The organism is Sphingomonas nostoxanthinifaciens (assembly GCF_019930585.1).
GTDB lineage: Bacteria > Pseudomonadota > Alphaproteobacteria > Sphingomonadales > Sphingomonadaceae > Sphingomonas_I > Sphingomonas_I nostoxanthinifaciens.
In genome coordinates this window covers 2,437,083-2,453,187 of the sequence record NZ_CP082839.1, presented here as the reverse complement: position 1 = coordinate 2,453,187, position 16,105 = coordinate 2,437,083, and the positions used below count along the sequence as shown (strand labels likewise).

The 16,105-nt window shown below is 66.1% G+C and carries 11 protein-coding genes; 4 read left to right on the top strand and 7 right to left on the bottom strand.

Annotation, left to right across the window (positions count from 1 at the left end; all coding sequences use genetic code 11):
• Window positions 1–32: 32 nt before the first annotated feature.
• Complete coding sequence (locus K8P63_RS11655; RefSeq protein ID WP_223796203.1) at window positions 33–2,621, top strand: TonB-dependent receptor; 2,589 nt, start codon at window positions 33–35, stop codon at window positions 2,619–2,621.
• An 8-nt stretch (window positions 2,622–2,629) separates the two neighbouring features.
• Window positions 2,630–3,736, top strand: a complete 1,107-nt coding sequence (locus tag K8P63_RS11650; protein ID WP_223799809.1) for a glycerophosphodiester phosphodiesterase — start codon at window positions 2,630–2,632, stop codon at window positions 3,734–3,736.
• Between the two features lie 123 nt (window positions 3,737–3,859).
• On the opposite strand, the gene K8P63_RS11645 is transcribed toward K8P63_RS11650, so the two are convergent.
• Window positions 3,860–5,467 (bottom strand): hypothetical protein, encoded by a 1,608-nt coding sequence (locus K8P63_RS11645; RefSeq protein WP_223796202.1) that lies wholly within the window; start codon window positions 5,465–5,467, stop codon window positions 3,860–3,862.
• A 199-nt stretch (window positions 5,468–5,666) separates the two neighbouring features.
• On the opposite strand from K8P63_RS11645, the gene K8P63_RS11640 reads away from it, so the two are divergent.
• Window positions 5,667–6,686 (top strand): acyltransferase family protein, encoded by a 1,020-nt coding sequence (locus K8P63_RS11640; RefSeq protein WP_223796201.1) that lies wholly within the window; start codon window positions 5,667–5,669, stop codon window positions 6,684–6,686.
• A 9-nt stretch (window positions 6,687–6,695) separates the two neighbouring features.
• Here the strand turns inward: K8P63_RS11640 and K8P63_RS11635 are convergent, their stop codons facing one another.
• From K8P63_RS11635 to K8P63_RS11610, 6 genes are all read right to left on the bottom strand, one after another.
• A complete protein-coding gene (locus tag K8P63_RS11635) occupies window positions 6,696–6,923 on the bottom strand; it encodes a hypothetical protein (protein ID WP_223796200.1) in 228 nt (75 codons plus the stop codon).
• 93 nt (window positions 6,924–7,016) lie between these two features.
• Complete coding sequence (locus tag K8P63_RS11630; protein WP_223796199.1) at window positions 7,017–9,284, bottom strand: CHASE2 and HATPase_c domain-containing protein; 2,268 nt, start codon at window positions 9,282–9,284, stop codon at window positions 7,017–7,019.
• 7 nt (window positions 9,285–9,291) lie between these two features.
• Window positions 9,292–10,305 (bottom strand): FecR family protein, encoded by a 1,014-nt coding sequence (locus tag K8P63_RS11625; protein WP_223796198.1) that lies wholly within the window; start codon window positions 10,303–10,305, stop codon window positions 9,292–9,294.
• A 4-nt stretch (window positions 10,306–10,309) separates the two neighbouring features.
• Window positions 10,310–11,005, bottom strand: a complete 696-nt coding sequence (locus tag K8P63_RS11620; protein ID WP_223796197.1) for a response regulator transcription factor — start codon at window positions 11,003–11,005, stop codon at window positions 10,310–10,312.
• 144 nt (window positions 11,006–11,149) lie between these two features.
• Window positions 11,150–12,121, bottom strand: coding sequence for an alpha/beta hydrolase (locus K8P63_RS11615; RefSeq protein WP_223796196.1), 972 nt, complete (start codon window positions 12,119–12,121; stop codon window positions 11,150–11,152).
• A 63-nt stretch (window positions 12,122–12,184) separates the two neighbouring features.
• Window positions 12,185–12,853, bottom strand: coding sequence for an IclR family transcriptional regulator (locus K8P63_RS11610; protein ID WP_263282630.1), 669 nt, complete (start codon window positions 12,851–12,853; stop codon window positions 12,185–12,187).
• Between the two features lie 233 nt (window positions 12,854–13,086).
• Here K8P63_RS11610 and K8P63_RS11605 point away from each other — a divergent pair, with 233 nt between their 5' ends.
• Window positions 13,087–16,011: a TonB-dependent receptor gene (locus tag K8P63_RS11605; RefSeq protein ID WP_223796194.1), complete on the top strand. Its 2,925-nt coding sequence runs from the start codon at window positions 13,087–13,089 to the stop codon at window positions 16,009–16,011.
• Window positions 16,012–16,105 lie beyond the last annotated feature (94 nt).

Genomic DNA, 16,105 nt, shown 5'->3' with positions numbered 1-16,105 from the left:
ACGCCCCCTCATAACATCAAGGGGGCTTGATCATGAACATGAAGCAGGGATCGTCGTTGACGGTCATCGCATTGCTGCTGGCGGGTGCGACCGCAGCGCGGGCGGAAACGCCGGTTGCGGCGGCCGCCGTGCCGGCCGACGCGGCACCGGCGGCCGCGCCCGCCGCCGACATCGACACGGGTGCCGCGATCGTCGTCACTGCGAAGTCGACCCGCTCGGCCACCGCGCTGCCGGGAACCGAGATTCAGAAGATCCTGCCCGGCGTCTCGCCGCTGAAGGCGATTCAGACGCTGCCAGGCGTGCTCTACATCACCGCCGACCCGTGGGGTTATAACGAGCAGAACGCGCAGATCTTCATCCACGGCTTCGCGTCGAACCAGCTCGGCTACACGATGGACGGCCTGCCGCTGGGCGACCAGAGCTACGGCAATTATAACGGCCTCGCGCCGCAGCGCGCGGTCATCTCGGAGAATGTCGGCCGCGTCGTGGTGGCGACCGGCGCCGGCGATCTCGCGACTGCGTCCAACAGCAATCTCGGCGGCACGGTCGAGACCTATTCGTCGAGCCCGCTGCGCACGCTCGGCGCTCAGGTGAGCCAGACGTTCGGCAGCTACAGCACCTCGCGCACCTTCGCGCGGATCGACACCGGCGCCTTCGGCCCGAGCGGCGAGAATTCGGCCTACATCTCGGCCGCGCGCCAGCATGCCCGCGCGTGGGACTTCAACGGCATTCAGGGCGGCTATCAGGTCAACGCCAAGTTCGTCCACGACGACAGCATCGGCAAGCTGACCGTGTTCTTCGACTGGAACGACATGACCCAGCCGAACGAGGACGCGACCGTCTTCTTCAAGCCGTCGGCGGGCGGCACGGCGACGGCAGCGCAGCTCTACACGCCCTACAGCAAGCCGTTTTATTATCCGGACTTCTCGAGCTATCGCACGTCGTATCTGAGCGCGCTCGGCAACACGCCGTCGACGGTCGGCAGCAATTACCGCAACTATTATTCCGACGCGCAGCGCACCGATTATCTCGGCTACATCCGCTACGACGCGCATCTGAGCTCGAAGATCACCTGGTCGAACACGGCCTATTATCATCACAATGACGGCGCCGGCGTCGTCGGCGGCCCGCTCGGCCAGTCGGTCACGACCGCGCAGGCCTATCTCGATCCCGCTTATGCAAGCCTGCCGACCAATTGCCGCTTCGGCGGCAACGGCAATGGCGTGCTTCCCTCGGCCTGCACCGCGCTGACCGCGGCACAGGCGGCGGCCGCCGGCGCGGCTTTGGTCAAGGCGACCGGCGGATCGGGCCTCATCACGCGCACCACCGAATATCGCATCGATCGCGGCGGCCTGATCTCGGCGCTCAACATCGATCTCGGCGCGCACAAGATCGAGCTGGGCGGCTGGTTCGAGCGCAACAGCACAACCCAGTGGCGCCGTTGGTACGGCGTCGATGTGAACAACCCCAACAGCAGCACGCCCTATATCCGCCCGCTCGATGTCGAGCCGCCGCTTTTCACCCAGTATCAGGGAGAGGCGCGCATCAACGAACTGCAGCTGCACCTGCAGGATACGTGGCAGATGTTCGACAAGCTGCTCGTCCAGGCCGGCTTCAAGACCAGCGGGCAGTGGGCGGATGGCTGGTTCCCGATCCAGCCGAAGCTGGGATCGCTGTCCGGCCTTGCCGGCGGCCTGCCGCAGGGCAAGATCGACACGCTGCGCTGGTTCCTGCCGGCGGTCGGCGCGACCTATGACTTCAACGGCCACGAGCAGGCCTATTTCAACGTCCAGAAGAATTTGCGCCAATATTCGGCGTATCTGGCCGGCGGCGGCGGCCCCTGGTTCACCGGCAGCCAGGCGGCGTTCGATGCCTTCGCCCAGCAGGGCAAGCCCGAGACGAGCTGGACCTACGAGGGCGGTTTCCGCACCAACCGCAATTTTGCGAACGATATCGGGCTGCAGGCGCAGATCAATTACTACCACGTCGTGTTCAACAACCGGCTGCTCGCCATCTCGACCAATCCGGGCGGCATCGCCGGCAGCGGTATCACCGGGGGCACCTCGATCCTGGTGAATGTCGGCGACGTCCATACCGACGGCGTCGATGCCGCCTTCACCGTGCGTCTCGGCCGCATCTTCAGCCTCTACAATGCGGTCTCGTACAATCTGTCGAAGTATCGGAGCGACTATACGTCGGCCGCAACCGGCATCGGTGCGGCAACCGGAACCTGCATCGGTGGCTTCGTCGTCACCAACGGCGTCGTGCCGACCTGCGGCAAGCAGCTGCCCGGCACGCCGAAGTGGATGAACAAGACGGTGGCGACGCTGGATTTCGGGCCGTTCGAGGCGCAGGTGATCGGCGACTTCGTCGGCAAGCGCTTCGCCACTTTCGCCGACGATGCGAGCGTGCCCTCTTACTTCCTCACCTCGCTGCGGATCGCCGCCAAGGTGCCGGAGAACATCCTGCCGTTGCGCAAGGCCGAGATCGCGCTCAACGTCACGAACCTGACCGACAAGAAGGGCTGGTCGAGCCTGTCGATCGGATCGGCGACCAACAGCTACTCGGCCTATCCGATCGCGCCGCGGCAATGGTTCCTGACGCTGACGGCGGCCTATTGATGCGAGCGATGATGACGACGCGGCGGCAGGTGATGGCGGGTTCGGCCGGGCTGGTGGCCGCCGCGGCGACGGCGGGGCTCGCGGCCGAGCCGCGCCGCAAACCTCTGGTGTTCGGGCATCGTGGCGCCTCGGCGCTACGGCCCGAGCATACGCTCGCTTCCTATGCGAAAGCGGTGGCCGACGGGGCGGACTTCATCGAGCCCGATCTGGTCATCAGCAAGGACGGCGCGCTCGTCATCCGTCACGAGAACAACATTGCCGGCACCACCGACGTCGCCAAGCATCCCGAATTTGCGGACCGCAAGACCGAGAAGATCGTCGACGGCGAGCGCCAGGTCGGCTGGTTCGTCGAGGATTTCACGCTCGCCGAACTGAAGACGCTGCGCGCGGTCGAGCGGTTGCCGCAGCTGCGTCCCGCCAATGCCGCGCTCGACGGTCGCTTCGACCTCGTCACCTGGCCCGAAATGGTCGATTTCGCTGCGGCGGAATCGCTCGCGCGCGGCCGTCCGATCGGATTGGTACCGGAGCTGAAGCATTCCACCTACTTCCAGTCGATCGGGCTGCCGCTCGAGGATCGCTTTCTGGCGACGCTCGGCCAGCACGATTATCTGTCGCGCTGCGCATTGGTGATCCAGTCGTTCGAGATCGCCAACCTCAAATATATGCGCGGCAAGCTGGGCCGGCGCGCCAATCTGCAGCTTATGCAGCTCACCTCCAGCGAGGCGGCGGCGGAGCATCCGGCCGACGTGGTCAAGGCGGGCGGAACGCTGACTTATGGCGCGATGATGGCGCCGGCGGGGCTCGCCGACATCGCCGCTTATGCCGACATCCTCGCGCCCGACACGCGCGCGATCATCCCGCTCGACGCCCAGAAGCGGCTTGGACGCCCGACGCCGGTGGTGGCCGATGCGCACAAGGCCGGACTGCTCGTGCTGCCCTACACCTTCCGCCCCGAAAACTACTTCCTCGCGGCCGATTTCCGTGACGGGGCAGGGGATGCGGCACGCAACGAGGCGGGCTCGGTGGCGGAAATGAAGCGCTATCTGGCGGCTGGCATCGACGGCTTCTTCACCGACGATCCGGGGCTGGGGCGCCGGGCGGTGGACGGCGCTTAAACCGAACCCCTGCCGTCCGTCATCCCTGACTTGATCCGGGATCCCGCTTCTTGTTTCGTTCGCCAGAACAAGCGGGGCCCCGGATCAAGTCCGGGGCGACATTAAGATGTCGTAGCTAAACGCTTACCGCGCCAGTTCCTCGCGCACCGCGCGCAGCTTCGGCGCCTCGCTCGCGGGCTGGCCGAGATATTCGACCAGGCCCCATGCGCCATAGACGCTGATCGGGAACGCCGTGCCGAACACGATCATCGTGTCGCCGACCCGTTCGCGCCACGCATCCATGTAGCGCTTGGTCATCTCGCCCATGCGCGGATCGCGCTCGACCTTCTGCAGCAGCTCGACATTGCCCATGGCGAGCCCCTGGCTCGATTCATAGGCGATCAGGCGCAGGCCAACGCGATGCGCCATCGCCTTGTTCTGGACGGAGACCTTGATCTGCTCCTCGATCCCGGCGGGGATGCGGCGATAGATCTCGTCCACATCCTCCGGCATGCCGGTCGCGTCGTAGGAGAAGTAAGGCGCGATCGCGAACGCATCGACATGGCGCGGAAGATCCTTGTAGTTCAGGATCAGCCCGGTGCGGTAGATGTTCGGCGCTTGGCCCGATGCGACGCGCACCAGCCGCTTGGGATCATCGGCGAACACATCGCGCCAGATGTCCATGACGTGCATCAGATGCTCGCTATAGGCAGCGACGTTGGCGATCTGCCCGTCGGTCGAATAATGCTTGTCGAGACCTTCCTTGGTGGCCGCGCGGCCTTGCGGGAAGCCGTCGTTCCACACCTCATTGGCGAGCTCGACATAGACGATGTGGCCGGCCGGAAGCTGATCGTGCACCATCTGCGCGAAGTGGCGGACATAATCGTCGTCGGCACGCCACGGCATGTTGAACCACGGATCGGAATCGTTGAGCTTGGCGAGCGCCAGCATGTCCTCGATCGACACGCCATCGCCCTGCATGACGTGGCCCGAGCCTGGCAGGTGGCGCGTCGCCCAGGTAACCGGATTATTGTCGTTGGTGTTCTGCCAGTCCATGAAGCGGATGACCTTGAACCCCTTGATGATGTCGAGGACGTTCGCGGAGAAGCGCTGGTCGCGCGGGATCGCGGAGTTGCGGCAGTCGAGGTCGCGCAGCGGATGCGCCGGATCCATGTCCTTCACGTTCAGCTGGGCGACGGTCTTCGGCTCGCGCAACGTCCAGCGGAACTTGAAGTCGTTCGAGCGCTGCGGCACCGAGCCTTCGATCGATGGCCCCTCGATCCACACCGTCGCCTTGCCGGTGAAGGTGCAGCGGACCGTGATGCCGTTCTTGCCGCGATCGGGTGTGGCCAGATAGAAGCCCGCCGTCATTCCGGCCGGGATCGTCTTCAGATTGCCCGATTCATCCTGATATTCGGCCGGCATCGGCGTCCACGGGGCGTAGGCCTTGGCCTGGATCGACCAGGCCGCGCCGATCGCGAGATTGTTGAACGTCTCGTTGTCGCCGGGCGAACTGACGTGGATGCCGAACGTCGTCGGCGGCACCGGCCCAGGCACGGCCGCGGGTAGAGCGACCGGCGCGGCGGTGACCGCGACCGGCATCACCGCCGCGACCGTTGCCGTACGGAGTTCCCGCAGTCGAGCGCGCAATCCCGTCATGCCATCCTCATGTTCGATCAGCAGCGCCACGACCAGCGCAAGCAGCACGGCCGATGCCGCGGCCAATAGGACGATGCGCTTCGTGCTCGTCATGTCCGTCCTTTGTCCGGGCGAGGGCCTAGCAACGCACCCGGCGGAAGACAATCATCTGCCGTCCGGGCGCCATAAGCCATTGTTTACGCCGATATCGCATGAACGTGGCGGTGGGTGCGATTGTCGCACCGATGCGGACAGGTTAATCCGGTTTGCGCGGCGGCGTTCGCGCGCGGGGCATTGAAGGGGCGTCGAACGGGTGCTGGAGCGCGTCGACCAAGGCGACATCGCCACCGATCCGACGCGGGCTGCGGGCCGGCCGGATCATGCGCGGCTGCGGATGCTCGACGGCTGGCGCGCGATCAGCATCCTGCTGGTGCTTGCCGGGCACATGCTGCCGCTCGGGCCGGCACGGTGGGAGTTGAACGCCCCAGTCGCGGCGCTGGGCATGGCGATCTTTTTCACGCTGTCGGGGTTCCTGATCGTCAGCATACTCGCGCGCGATCCGAACGTCGGGCGCTTCCTCGTCCGCCGCTTCGCCCGCATCGTGCCGCTCGCATGGACGGTGCTCGCGGTGGTGTTCCTGCTCAATCGACCCGAGCTGCGCGAGATCGTCGCCAATTTCCTGTTCTACGCGAACCTGCCGCCTTTCTTCCTCGACTATACCGGGCATTTCTGGAGCCTGTGCGTCGAAGTCCAGTTCTACGCGATCGCGGCACTGGTCGTGCTGGCGGCCGGGCCACGCGGGCTGATGCTGGTGCCGGTGGCTGCGATCATCGTGACCGGCCTGCGCATCTGGGAAGGGGCGACGATCTCGATCGTCACGTGGCTGCGGCTGGACGAGATCCTCGCGGGCGGCTGCCTTGCGCTCGCCATCCATCATTTCGGCGTGGCGCGGTGCCGCGCGGCCGTGGCGTGGATACCATTGCCGCTGGTCGTGCTGGCGTTCGCCTTGTCGTCGGCGGAACTGGTGCCGGGGCTGGATTATGCCCGGCCGTATCTGACGGCGCTGATGGTCGGCCTGACCGTTTCGCGGCCGGACATGCGGCTCAACCGGCTGCTGGAGTCGCGGCCTTTATATTATCTCGCGACCGTTTCTTACGCGGTCTACATCATCCATCCCTATACGCATCAGGGATGGATGGTGAGCGGAGGCGGCGCGATCAAGGCGGCGAAGCGACTGCTCGCCTTCCTGCTCACCTTCGGCTTCGCGCACCTGTCGACCTTTTACGCCGAGCGGCCGATCAATCGTTGGGCGCACCGCATCACCGCGCGGTGAGGGCCGGCGTCAGACGATCAGCGCGAGGAAACCTGCCCAGACCAGCACCGAGCCGATGAGACCGGCATAGAACCAGGGCGAGCCGAACAGCGACCGTCCAGCCGGGGAATTGCCCAGTTCGCGCTGGCGGCGGCGAAAGCCGAAGCCGGTCGAGCGGCGCGGACGCGACCGAAGCGGCCACGCCGCACGCGCGAATTGCTTGGAGCCTGCGCCCTTGCCGCTGATCGAACGAACCATGTTGTTCCCTGCCCGCTAAACGCTTTGCCCTGTGTGTAGATAACGGCTGGAACGGTGGGCACTCAAGGGCGCAACCGTAAAGGATTGTTGCGATCAATCTGGCGGAAGCGGCTCATCCTCCAGCGGCAGCCAGAGGCTGAAGTGCGCGCCGCCGCCTTCACGATTGGCGCATTGGATCGTGCCGCCGTGGCGGCGCACCACCGTTCCGACGAAGGCGAGGCCGAGCCCGACGCCGGCGGTGGCGGCGCGCTGTGTTCCGGTGCGGAAAGCGGCGAAGATGGCGTCCGCTTCGCCATCGTGGATGCCCGGCCCCCGATCCTCGATGTCGCAGCGGACCATCGACGAGGAATCGCCGTCGGGTGCGGGTTCGGGCGAGCGGACGGTGCAGGTCACCACGCCGCCGTCCGGACTGTGCTTGACCGCATTGTTAACGAGGTTGACCAGTACGCGGCACAGCAGCGACCGGTCGCCCAGCACCAGATGCTCGCGGCTGTCGTAGCGGCATTCGACATGAATATGACGACGCTGGGCCAGTGCCCACTGATCGTCGGCGGCCTCGACCACCATCGCCGCAAGATCCACCGGCTCGGCCGCATAGTTGGCATTTTCGGCCCGGGCGAGCTGGACGAAGCCGTCGGCCAGATCGAGCGTGCGCTGGGCATGCCGCGCGATGCGCGGCGCCAGCGCCGCCGGTTCACCACCGCTCTCGAGCAACGCGAGGATCGACGCCTGCGGTGAGCGCATGTCGTGGGTGAGGAGCTGGAGCGCCTGCTCGCGCTGGCGGGTCGCGACGCGAATCGCGGTGATGTCGGTCAGCCGGCAGATCCAGCCGCCGCTGCGATCGTCGAGCCCGATCCGCGCCGCCATGCGCGCCGTGAAGATCCGTCCGTCGCGCGTGGCGAATTCCTGCTCCGTCGCCGACAACAAGGTCGGCGCGTCCGGTGCCAGCAGCGCCATCAACGTGGCAAGCGGCGTGCCGGCCGGTGATGCGCCAGCATCGGCGAATAACGCATCGGCGGCCTGGTTCGCCATCAGCACCACGCCATCGGCGTCGACCACGAGCGTCGGATCGGGCAGGCTCTGCAGGCTGCCGTCGAGGAAGCGGCTGAGATCGCGCACCCGGTCGATCGCCCGGTTCAGCAGCGTGATCTGATCCTCGATCACGTCGCCTGCATGCGGTGCCCCCTCGATCTCGCGCATCAGCACGTCGGGCTCGCGATCGAGGCGGGCGAGCTCGCGTGCCATGTAGCGGCTGGTGGCGGCAAGCCGTCGCCAGCCCCACAATGGATAGACGGTCGCCAGCGCGATCAGTGCCGGCGCGGGCGAGAGCCACAATCCGGCATAGCGCAGCAGCAGCGCCGCGAGGCCGACCAACGCCGCCATCAATCCCAGCCCGAGCACGAAATTGATGCGTGGCGACCATGCCAGCAAGGCGGCCACGAAAAAGGCAAGCGCCGCCGCCGCAAGCAGATAGGCCGGCATTTCTCCGGCCGGCTGGATCAGTTCGTCGGCGACGAGCGCCGCGGTGACGTTGGCGAGCAACTCGACGCCCGGCATTGCCCCGGCATTGCCCGCGACGGCATAATGGTCGCCCGATCCGGGGGCGGTCTGCCCGACCAGCACGATGCGATCGCGGAACAGGCCGGGTGGTGCCTCGCCGCGCAGCACCGCATCGAAGGCGATCGTCGCGAACCGGCCGTGGGGAAGGGGGACGAGCACGGGCTCGCCGAGACTGAAACGATCGGCCGGCAGCGCCGCGCCCGCCAGCCGCAGGAATGCCGGCGAGGGGCGACCGAACGCCGCACGATGCAGCAGTTCCGCGACATGCGGCCAGCGCCGCGCGCCGCCGCCGGCGACGAGCGCGGTGCTGCGCACGATTCCGTCCTCGTCGAACGCCACCGCGGCCTGGCCGACACCGGCTGCGGCGCCGGCAATGGGGCCGACCGGCGGCTGCGGCGTGAACGGCGACCCCATCTCGCCCGGCACAAGAAAACCGACCGGAAGCACGGTCGGCATGCCGCGCATGGCGTGCACGAGCAGCGGATCGTCGGCGCTCGGCTGATCGAACAGGACGTCGTAGCCGACCGCCTTGGCACCGTCGGCGCGAAGCCGGTCGAGCAGCGCCGCGTGGAGCGATCGCCGCCACGGCCAGCGGCCGATCGTGCCAAGACTGGGCTCGTCGATCGCGACGATCACGATGCGGTTGGCCGGCGGCAAGGGTGCTGCCTGCACCAGCTGGTCGTAAAGCAGGTTGTCGCCGCGTGCGACCAGTCCCAGAAAGGCGAGTGCCGCCAGCACGGCGGCGGCGACGGCGCCCGCCAGCAACGCCTCTTGGCGCAGGAAGCGCCGGGACGATCTCATCCGCGCATCACTTGCCCGTCGGCCGCGACCCCAGCACCGACTTGTGCTCGTACTGGACGACGTCGGGCAGGCCCTCCAGCCCATGGCTGTCGATCGCCGTCGCGCGCAGATAATAGACCCCGAACGGCGTCGCCTTCAGGTTGACCGACGGCGCGTCGGCAAGTTGCTCCGCCAGCAGGCTGACGAAATCGGGCGTGGGGGAGAGCTGGACGCGATAGCGGACCGCGCCGGGGACCGAGCCGAGTTCGACCGCCTCGCCACCATCGGCGCCGGTGCTCACCCGCTCGATCTCGGGCGCGGGCAGCAGTTCGATCGGCGTTCCGGCCGACTGGACATCCGAATGGGCGCCAAATCCCTTGGGCAGGCTGATCGTGGCGACGCGACCTTGCACGCCCACCTCGCCGCGCAGCACCTCGGCGTTCGCGCTGGCGCTGTCGGGCAGCGACACGCGGAAGATCGTGCCGCGCACCGCTGCGACCGACACCGGCGTGCGGATCTCGAAGCGGCTGCCGAAGCGGTGGTTGGGCACGACGTTATACTCGCTGCGCCCTGCCTCCAGGCTGAAGCGGCGATCGAAGATGCGCGTCAGCGCGGTACGGCGCAGCCGCTCGATGCGGATGCGGCTGGCGGACGGCAAGGTCACGACCGATCCGTCGGGCAGGCGCAAGCCGATCGCGCTGTCCGCGCCGGTGACGATCAGCGTGCCCTCGCCGAGTCGCGCGCCGGGGCGGGTCAGCGCGAGACCGCTCGCGTGCACGTCGCCGCGGACCGCCACGACGCTGGCGCGCAGCGGGATCTGACGCAGCAACCGCATCGGGAACCTCACGGTGCGTCCGGCCTGCAGCACGCCGGTCGGCGCGCCGTTCGCACGCAGCACCGCGTCGAGGTCGGCAGGGTGGATCAGCACGCTCGCGACACCCGCGCGCGTGTCGCCGGGGCGAATCGTGTAGGCCGCCATTCCGCCCGCGTCCGTCCCCGAGGTCTGCAGCAACAGGGAGAGGATCGCGGTCGTTAAGCTCATGTTTTCAGGCCTCGGGAGTGGACACTCGCTCCAACCGATATCCGTAGCTGTAGACCGGCACCAGCTTGTAACCATTTTGCGGGTGCAGGCGCAGCTTTTCGCGCAGACGCGAGACATGCACGTCGAGCGTGCGCGACTGCACCTCCGGATCATGTCCCCACACGCGTTCCATCAGGTAGGAGCGCGACAGCGCCCGATCCCGGTTGCGGAACAGGAATGAGGCAAGCTCGAACTCGCGCGGCGACAGCGCGACGGTGTCGCCACCGATCGCCACCGACAAAGTGGCGCGATCGAAATGATAGGTGTCGAACATCTCGATCCTCTCGATTTCGGCCGGATAGCTCCGCCGTAGCAGGGCGCGCACGCGCGCCATCGCCTCGCCGATCCTGATCGGCTTCACCAGATAATCGTCGGCGCCCGCGTTGAGGGCGCGGACGATGTCGACCTCGTCGGTGCGGCTCGTCATGAACAGCACCGGCGGCACGCGGCCGAGATGTTGACGCGCCCACAACAAGACCTCGTCCCCGTCCATGCCGGGCACGTTCCAATCGAGGATCAGCAGATCCACGGTCTCACGCTTGAGGTACGCGACCAGCGAGCGACCATCCCCAAAGATGACCGGGTCGAATTGATCGGCTCTAAGCGCATTGGCGACGAGCTGCGCCAGATCGGCCTCGTCCTCCAGCACAGCAATACGCATGATGATGCAACAGGCTCCCTGCCGCCGCCGCTTCCCCGCGACGACGATTGACGTGCCTGCCTTAGCATCGTCCGCGCGCGGCGCGCCGCGCTAATTAACATTCCTAAACCTTGTTTACATTTGAGCTGGGCGCGCGAGCTCCGATTAGGCGCGGGGGCCGAAAATGCGGTGACGAATTGCGAAATGTTCCATCAGCCGCGGCCATTCGGAGCCGGGCATTTCGGGCTTCAGCCGCGTGCCGAAGCCGTGGCCGCCTTCCTCGAAGATGTGCAGCGCGGCGGGGCGACGGGCCGTCTGCGCCGCCTCGAACAAGGCGATGCTGTTCGCGACCGGCACGACATCGTCGTCGGCGGCCTGGACCAGAAACAGAGGCGGCGTGTTCGCATCGACCCGCCGCTCGACCGAGCGCGCGCGCATCGTTTCCACTGCTGCTCCCTTGCCGAGCAGATTGTCACGCGAACCGCCATGGGTGAACGGCTGGTCCATGCTGACGACTGGGTAGATCAATGCGGCGATATCGGGGCGCGCGCTCTGCTGGTCGGCCGCGTCGACCGACGCATAGACGTGCTCGGCATGGCGCGTGGCAAGCGATCCCGCGAGATGACCGCCGGCCGAGAAGCCGAGCACGGCGACGCGATCCCCCGCGATGCCATAGCGCGATGCACCCGCCCGGATCAGCCGCATCGCGCGCTGCGCGTCCTGCAGCGGCACGTCCTCGCGTCGCTGCCAGCCTTCGGCAGGCAGGCGATAGACCAGGATGAAGGCCGTGGTGCCGCGCGCGTTGAGCCACGCGGCCTGCTCCAGCCCTTCATTGTCATAAGCGAGGAAGCCATAGCCGCCGCCAGGTATCAGCAGCACCGCCGATCCGTCGGGGCGTGGCGCGCGCTTGACGACCAGCGTCGGTCGCGCGACCCCGGTGATCCAGCGATCGGGATGGGCGGGATCGTTCGATCGCTCCGTCACCTTGCGCTGGATCGGCGTTCCGCCGGCGCCCGGCGGATTGCCCGGCCAGAGGTCGATCGTCTCGTCGCTAGGAGCGATCTGCGCGACCGCGCGGGGAGAGGCGGCGGCCGCCGCTGCGGCACCCAGGATGGCACGGCGCGTGATCGAAGGCATTCGCATTTCTCCAATGGGATCCGGCCCGACCCTATCCGGGCGCCGATGTCGATGCGAGCGCCGTCAGGATGTGGCTGGCAGCGCCGCCGAAATTCCTGCGGCGGCGGCGCGCAGCGCCTGCGAGGCTTCCGCCATGTCCACGGCCAGGCCGGGCCCGGCGACGAACGGCATCGTCAGCGCGGCAACGGCGGCACCGTCGCGCAGCACTGGGGCCGAGACGTCGGTTATGCCCATCAGCATCGGGCTCGCCATCGTGATGAAGCCGGCGGTCCGCACGCGGGCAAGCACCGCATCCAGCGCCTCGCGATCGAATGGAAGGCCCGCCGTCTCGGTGTCGCGCAGCAGATCGCTGCGCGCCGGCCCGGCCTGAAATGCGAGCAGGATGTGGCCGGAGGCGGAATGGATCAGCGGCCGACGATAGCCCATCCGCACCGCGAAGCCGAGCAGCCCCGGCGTCTCGACGTTGGCGACGACGACCATTTCCGATCCCGACGCCATCGCCAGATGGCAGCTTTGCCGCACGTGATGCGCCAGCGCGTGCATCCGCGGCAGCGCATGGCTCAACAAGTCGCGAATCGGCGGCTGTGCCATGCCGAGCGCGAACAGGCGATTGGTGACGCGATAGCCTTCGCCCGAACGGCTGATATAGCCGTGCTCCTCCAGCACTTGCAGCATGCGGAAGATCTCGCTGATCGAGCGGCCGAGCGCGGCGGAGATATCGGCGGTCGGCATCGGAACGCTCGACGGGGCGAGTAACTCAAGGATTTCCAACCCTTTTTGCAGGGCCGGTGCGCGATATTTCGGTGTCGCCATGAACGGTGCCGGCTGCCTCCCCAATGCGGCCAATGTGTCGAAGGCTACCGAGAAACCATTCGTCGCACAACATGGCGCAAAGCCAAATTTGAAAGCGGTTTTCATATTTCATTTTTTACGGACTGTTGCTAGCAGCGCCCAACGGCCCCGGGATGGCCGGCTACGGCTCGTCGCATGTCGCGACGCATCGCCGTCGATCCGGGGGCTCCAAAGCCGATCCGACCACAGCGCCGGACGATCAGACTTGTCTCAAGTCGACAGGGAATATTGGAGGGGTTCAGATGACTGCCTTGCTCAAGCCGCATTCGAGCGGCGTCACGCGTCTTTTCTTGACCAGTTCATCGGCAGCCTTGCTCGCCGCGATGCTGGCGCAGTCGGCCTCGGCGCAGACCGCCGCCGCGCCGACGGGTGCCGCTGTCCAGGCTACGAGCGGCGCGACCGCGCCGAGCGGCGACCAGGGCCAACCCGCCGTCGCCCAGCAGGGTACGGATCAGGAAGCGGCGATCGTCGTCACCGGCGTACGCGCCAGCCTGCGCTCGGCCGAGCAGATCAAGCGCAATTCGCCGCAGATCGTGGACTCGATCGTCGCCGAGGACATCGGCAAGCTCCCCGATCGCAACGTTGCCGAGGCGTTGCAGCGCATCTCCGGCATTCAGGTCCAGCGCCAATATGGTGAGGGCACGTCGGTAGCGATCCGCGGTCTCACGCAGGTGCGGACCGAACTGAATGGCCGCGATATCTTTACCGCTGGCGGCATCAACCAGCTGACACTGGAAGACGTGCCGTCGGAGCTCCTGGCCGGCGTCGATGTCTACAAGAATCCGTCATCGGATCTGATCGAGGATCAGCTGAGCGGCACGATCAATTTCCGCACGCGCAAGCCGTTCGATTTCGACGGCTTCAAGGTCTCGGCGTCGGCCTCCAACACCTATTTCGACATCAGCCGGAAGATGCGGCCGGCGGGCTCGCTCCTGCTCAGCGATCGCTGGGACACGGGCATCGGCGAGATCGGCGTATTGCTGAACGTTTCGTATCAGGAGACGCGCTTCCAGCAGGACACGATCGCGACCCAGCCGTTCTACACGCTCGATCCGACCACCGCCGCAGGGGCGGCCACGCTTGCGGCATTGGGCCGCACCGGCCAGGTGACCACCTTGCCGCACGGCGCGGGCATCGGTCAGGTCGATGGCGATCGTCGCCGTCTGGGAACCGACCTTTCAATCCAATGGCGTCCGAGCAGCACGCTGGAACTGACCGGCGAAGTGTTCCGCAACGACTTCAAGTTCCGGTTCTACGATTACAGCTATTTCGCATATACCAGCGACACCGCGATCAACCCGGTGCCCGGCGCGAGCTTCACGTACGGGCCCAATGGCGACCTGACGAGCGGCACCTTCAGCGACGTGCCGATCGGCGCCAACACCAGCCTCGACAAGCGTCACTCGGTCACGACCGATTACTCGCTCAACGCCAAGTGGAAGCCGACCAGCCGCCTCACCGTCACGGGTGACGTGCAATATGTCGACGCGACGACGCATTTCCTGCGCTCGATCGTCGGTTTGAACGCCACCAGCTCGACGCTGACGCAGGACATTCGCGGCAACATTCCGGCGTTCCAGATCTCGACAGCGGCTGGCCTCACCAATGCAGCGACCTATGACGGTGCGCCTTTCTACCTCGACGATCTGGCGCATCAGAAGGGCACGGACAAAGCGGCCCGCGTCGATGTCGATTACAAGTTCGAGGGCATCCTCCAGTCGCTGCGCGCCGGCCTGCGTTATTCGGATCGCCGCAACAAGAGCAGCGATACCGGCTACCGCTACACCGGTCTCTCCGGCCAGATCGGCCCGCTTCAATATGTCGATCTGAGCAACTTCTTCCGCGGCGATGCGAATCTTTTTGGCAATGCGCTGTTCTTCTCGCGTGACGTCACCGAGAGCTATGACGGCACGCGTGCGGCGCTCGGCATCAACACTCTGCCGAGTTATCTGCCCAGCGGTACCAACCAGGAAAACCTGAAGACCTACACTGGCTACATCACCGCTTTCTTCAATGCCGACAGCGTGTCGGTTCCAATCGACGGCAATGTCGGCGTCCGTGTGATCAAGACCCAGTCGGGATCGTCGGGCTTCTACCAGCAGACCGGGCTCCTCACCGCCGCCGACGGCACGCAATCGACCGGGACCACGACGTTCAACGCGATCGCGTTCCAGCGCGACTATACGTCGGTGCTGCCGAGCCTTAACCTGCGCTATCATGTCACCGATCGCCTGCAGGCGCGGTTTGCGGCGTCGAAGAACGTTTCGCGGCCGAGCTTCGACCAGATCAACCCGAGCCTGTCGATCACCGAGCCGGGGGCGGCACAGATCACCCAGGAGCACACGACCACCGGCGGCAATCCTGAGCTGAAGCCGATGAAGTCGAACAATTTCGACGTGTCGCTGGAATGGTATTTCTCGCACACCGGTTCGCTGACGGCAGCCGCTTTCTACAAGGATGTTAAGAACTACATCCAGACGGCGATCAGCCCACGTGTCGTGACCTTCGATGACGGTGTGACGGCCACCTATCAGGTGACGTCTTACAACAACGTGACCGACGCGAAGGTGAAGGGCACGGAAATCGCCTATCAGCAATTCATGGACTTCCTGCCGGGCGCCCTGAAGGGCATCGGCGTCCAGGCGAACTTCACTTACGTCGACTCCAAGGCGCCCAGCCCGGCCACCGAAGGCCCGGTGCGGCAGGTGTCGCTGGAAGGCCTGTCCAAGTATAATTACAATCTGGTCGGCATGTACGAGCGCGGCCCGATCTCGGCGCGCGTCGCCTATAACTGGCGCAGCAAGTTCCTGCTGACGACGGCCGGGAACGGATCGGGCAATCTGCCGATCTTCCAGAAGGCTTATGGTCAGGTCGATGCCTCGGTCACCTTGGATGTGAGCAAGCACTTCTCGGTGACGCTGGACGGGGTCAACCTCAACAACGCAGTCACGTCGACCTATTACGGTCTGCCCACGCGACCGCAGAGCGTTCAGGTCGTCGACCGCCGTATCGCCGGCACGGCACGGGTGACTTTCTAACGGTTCGATCGACCGTGCGGCAAGCATCTCTCTCCCACCCTGCGGCCGGAGCCTTTCGCTCCGGCCGTCTTTGACACAGCATTGCCGCCATGCA

What these genes read in the sequence shown, in the direction of transcription:
- K8P63_RS11655 (WP_223796203.1), top strand. Translation starts at nt 33, where the DNA reads ATGAACATGAAGCAGGGATCGTCGTTGACGGTCATCGCATTGCTGCTG.
- K8P63_RS11650 (WP_223799809.1), top strand. Translation starts at nt 2,630, where the DNA reads ATGATGACGACGCGGCGGCAGGTGATGGCGGGTTCGGCCGGGCTGGTG.
- K8P63_RS11645 (WP_223796202.1), bottom strand. Translation starts at nt 5,467, where the DNA reads ATGACGAGCACGAAGCGCATCGTCCTATTGGCCGCGGCATCGGCCGTG.
- K8P63_RS11635 (WP_223796200.1), bottom strand. Translation starts at nt 6,923, where the DNA reads ATGGTTCGTTCGATCAGCGGCAAGGGCGCAGGCTCCAAGCAATTCGCG.
- K8P63_RS11630 (WP_223796199.1), bottom strand. Translation starts at nt 9,284, where the DNA reads ATGAGATCGTCCCGGCGCTTCCTGCGCCAAGAGGCGTTGCTGGCGGGC.
- K8P63_RS11625 (WP_223796198.1), bottom strand. Translation starts at nt 10,305, where the DNA reads ATGAGCTTAACGACCGCGATCCTCTCCCTGTTGCTGCAGACCTCGGGG.
- K8P63_RS11620 (WP_223796197.1), bottom strand. Translation starts at nt 11,005, where the DNA reads ATGCGTATTGCTGTGCTGGAGGACGAGGCCGATCTGGCGCAGCTCGTC.
- K8P63_RS11615 (WP_223796196.1), bottom strand. Translation starts at nt 12,121, where the DNA reads ATGCCTTCGATCACGCGCCGTGCCATCCTGGGTGCCGCAGCGGCGGCC.
- K8P63_RS11610 (WP_263282630.1), bottom strand. Translation starts at nt 12,853, where the DNA reads ATGCCGACCGCCGATATCTCCGCCGCGCTCGGCCGCTCGATCAGCGAG.
- K8P63_RS11605 (WP_223796194.1), top strand. Translation starts at nt 13,087, where the DNA reads ATGGCCGGCTACGGCTCGTCGCATGTCGCGACGCATCGCCGTCGATCC.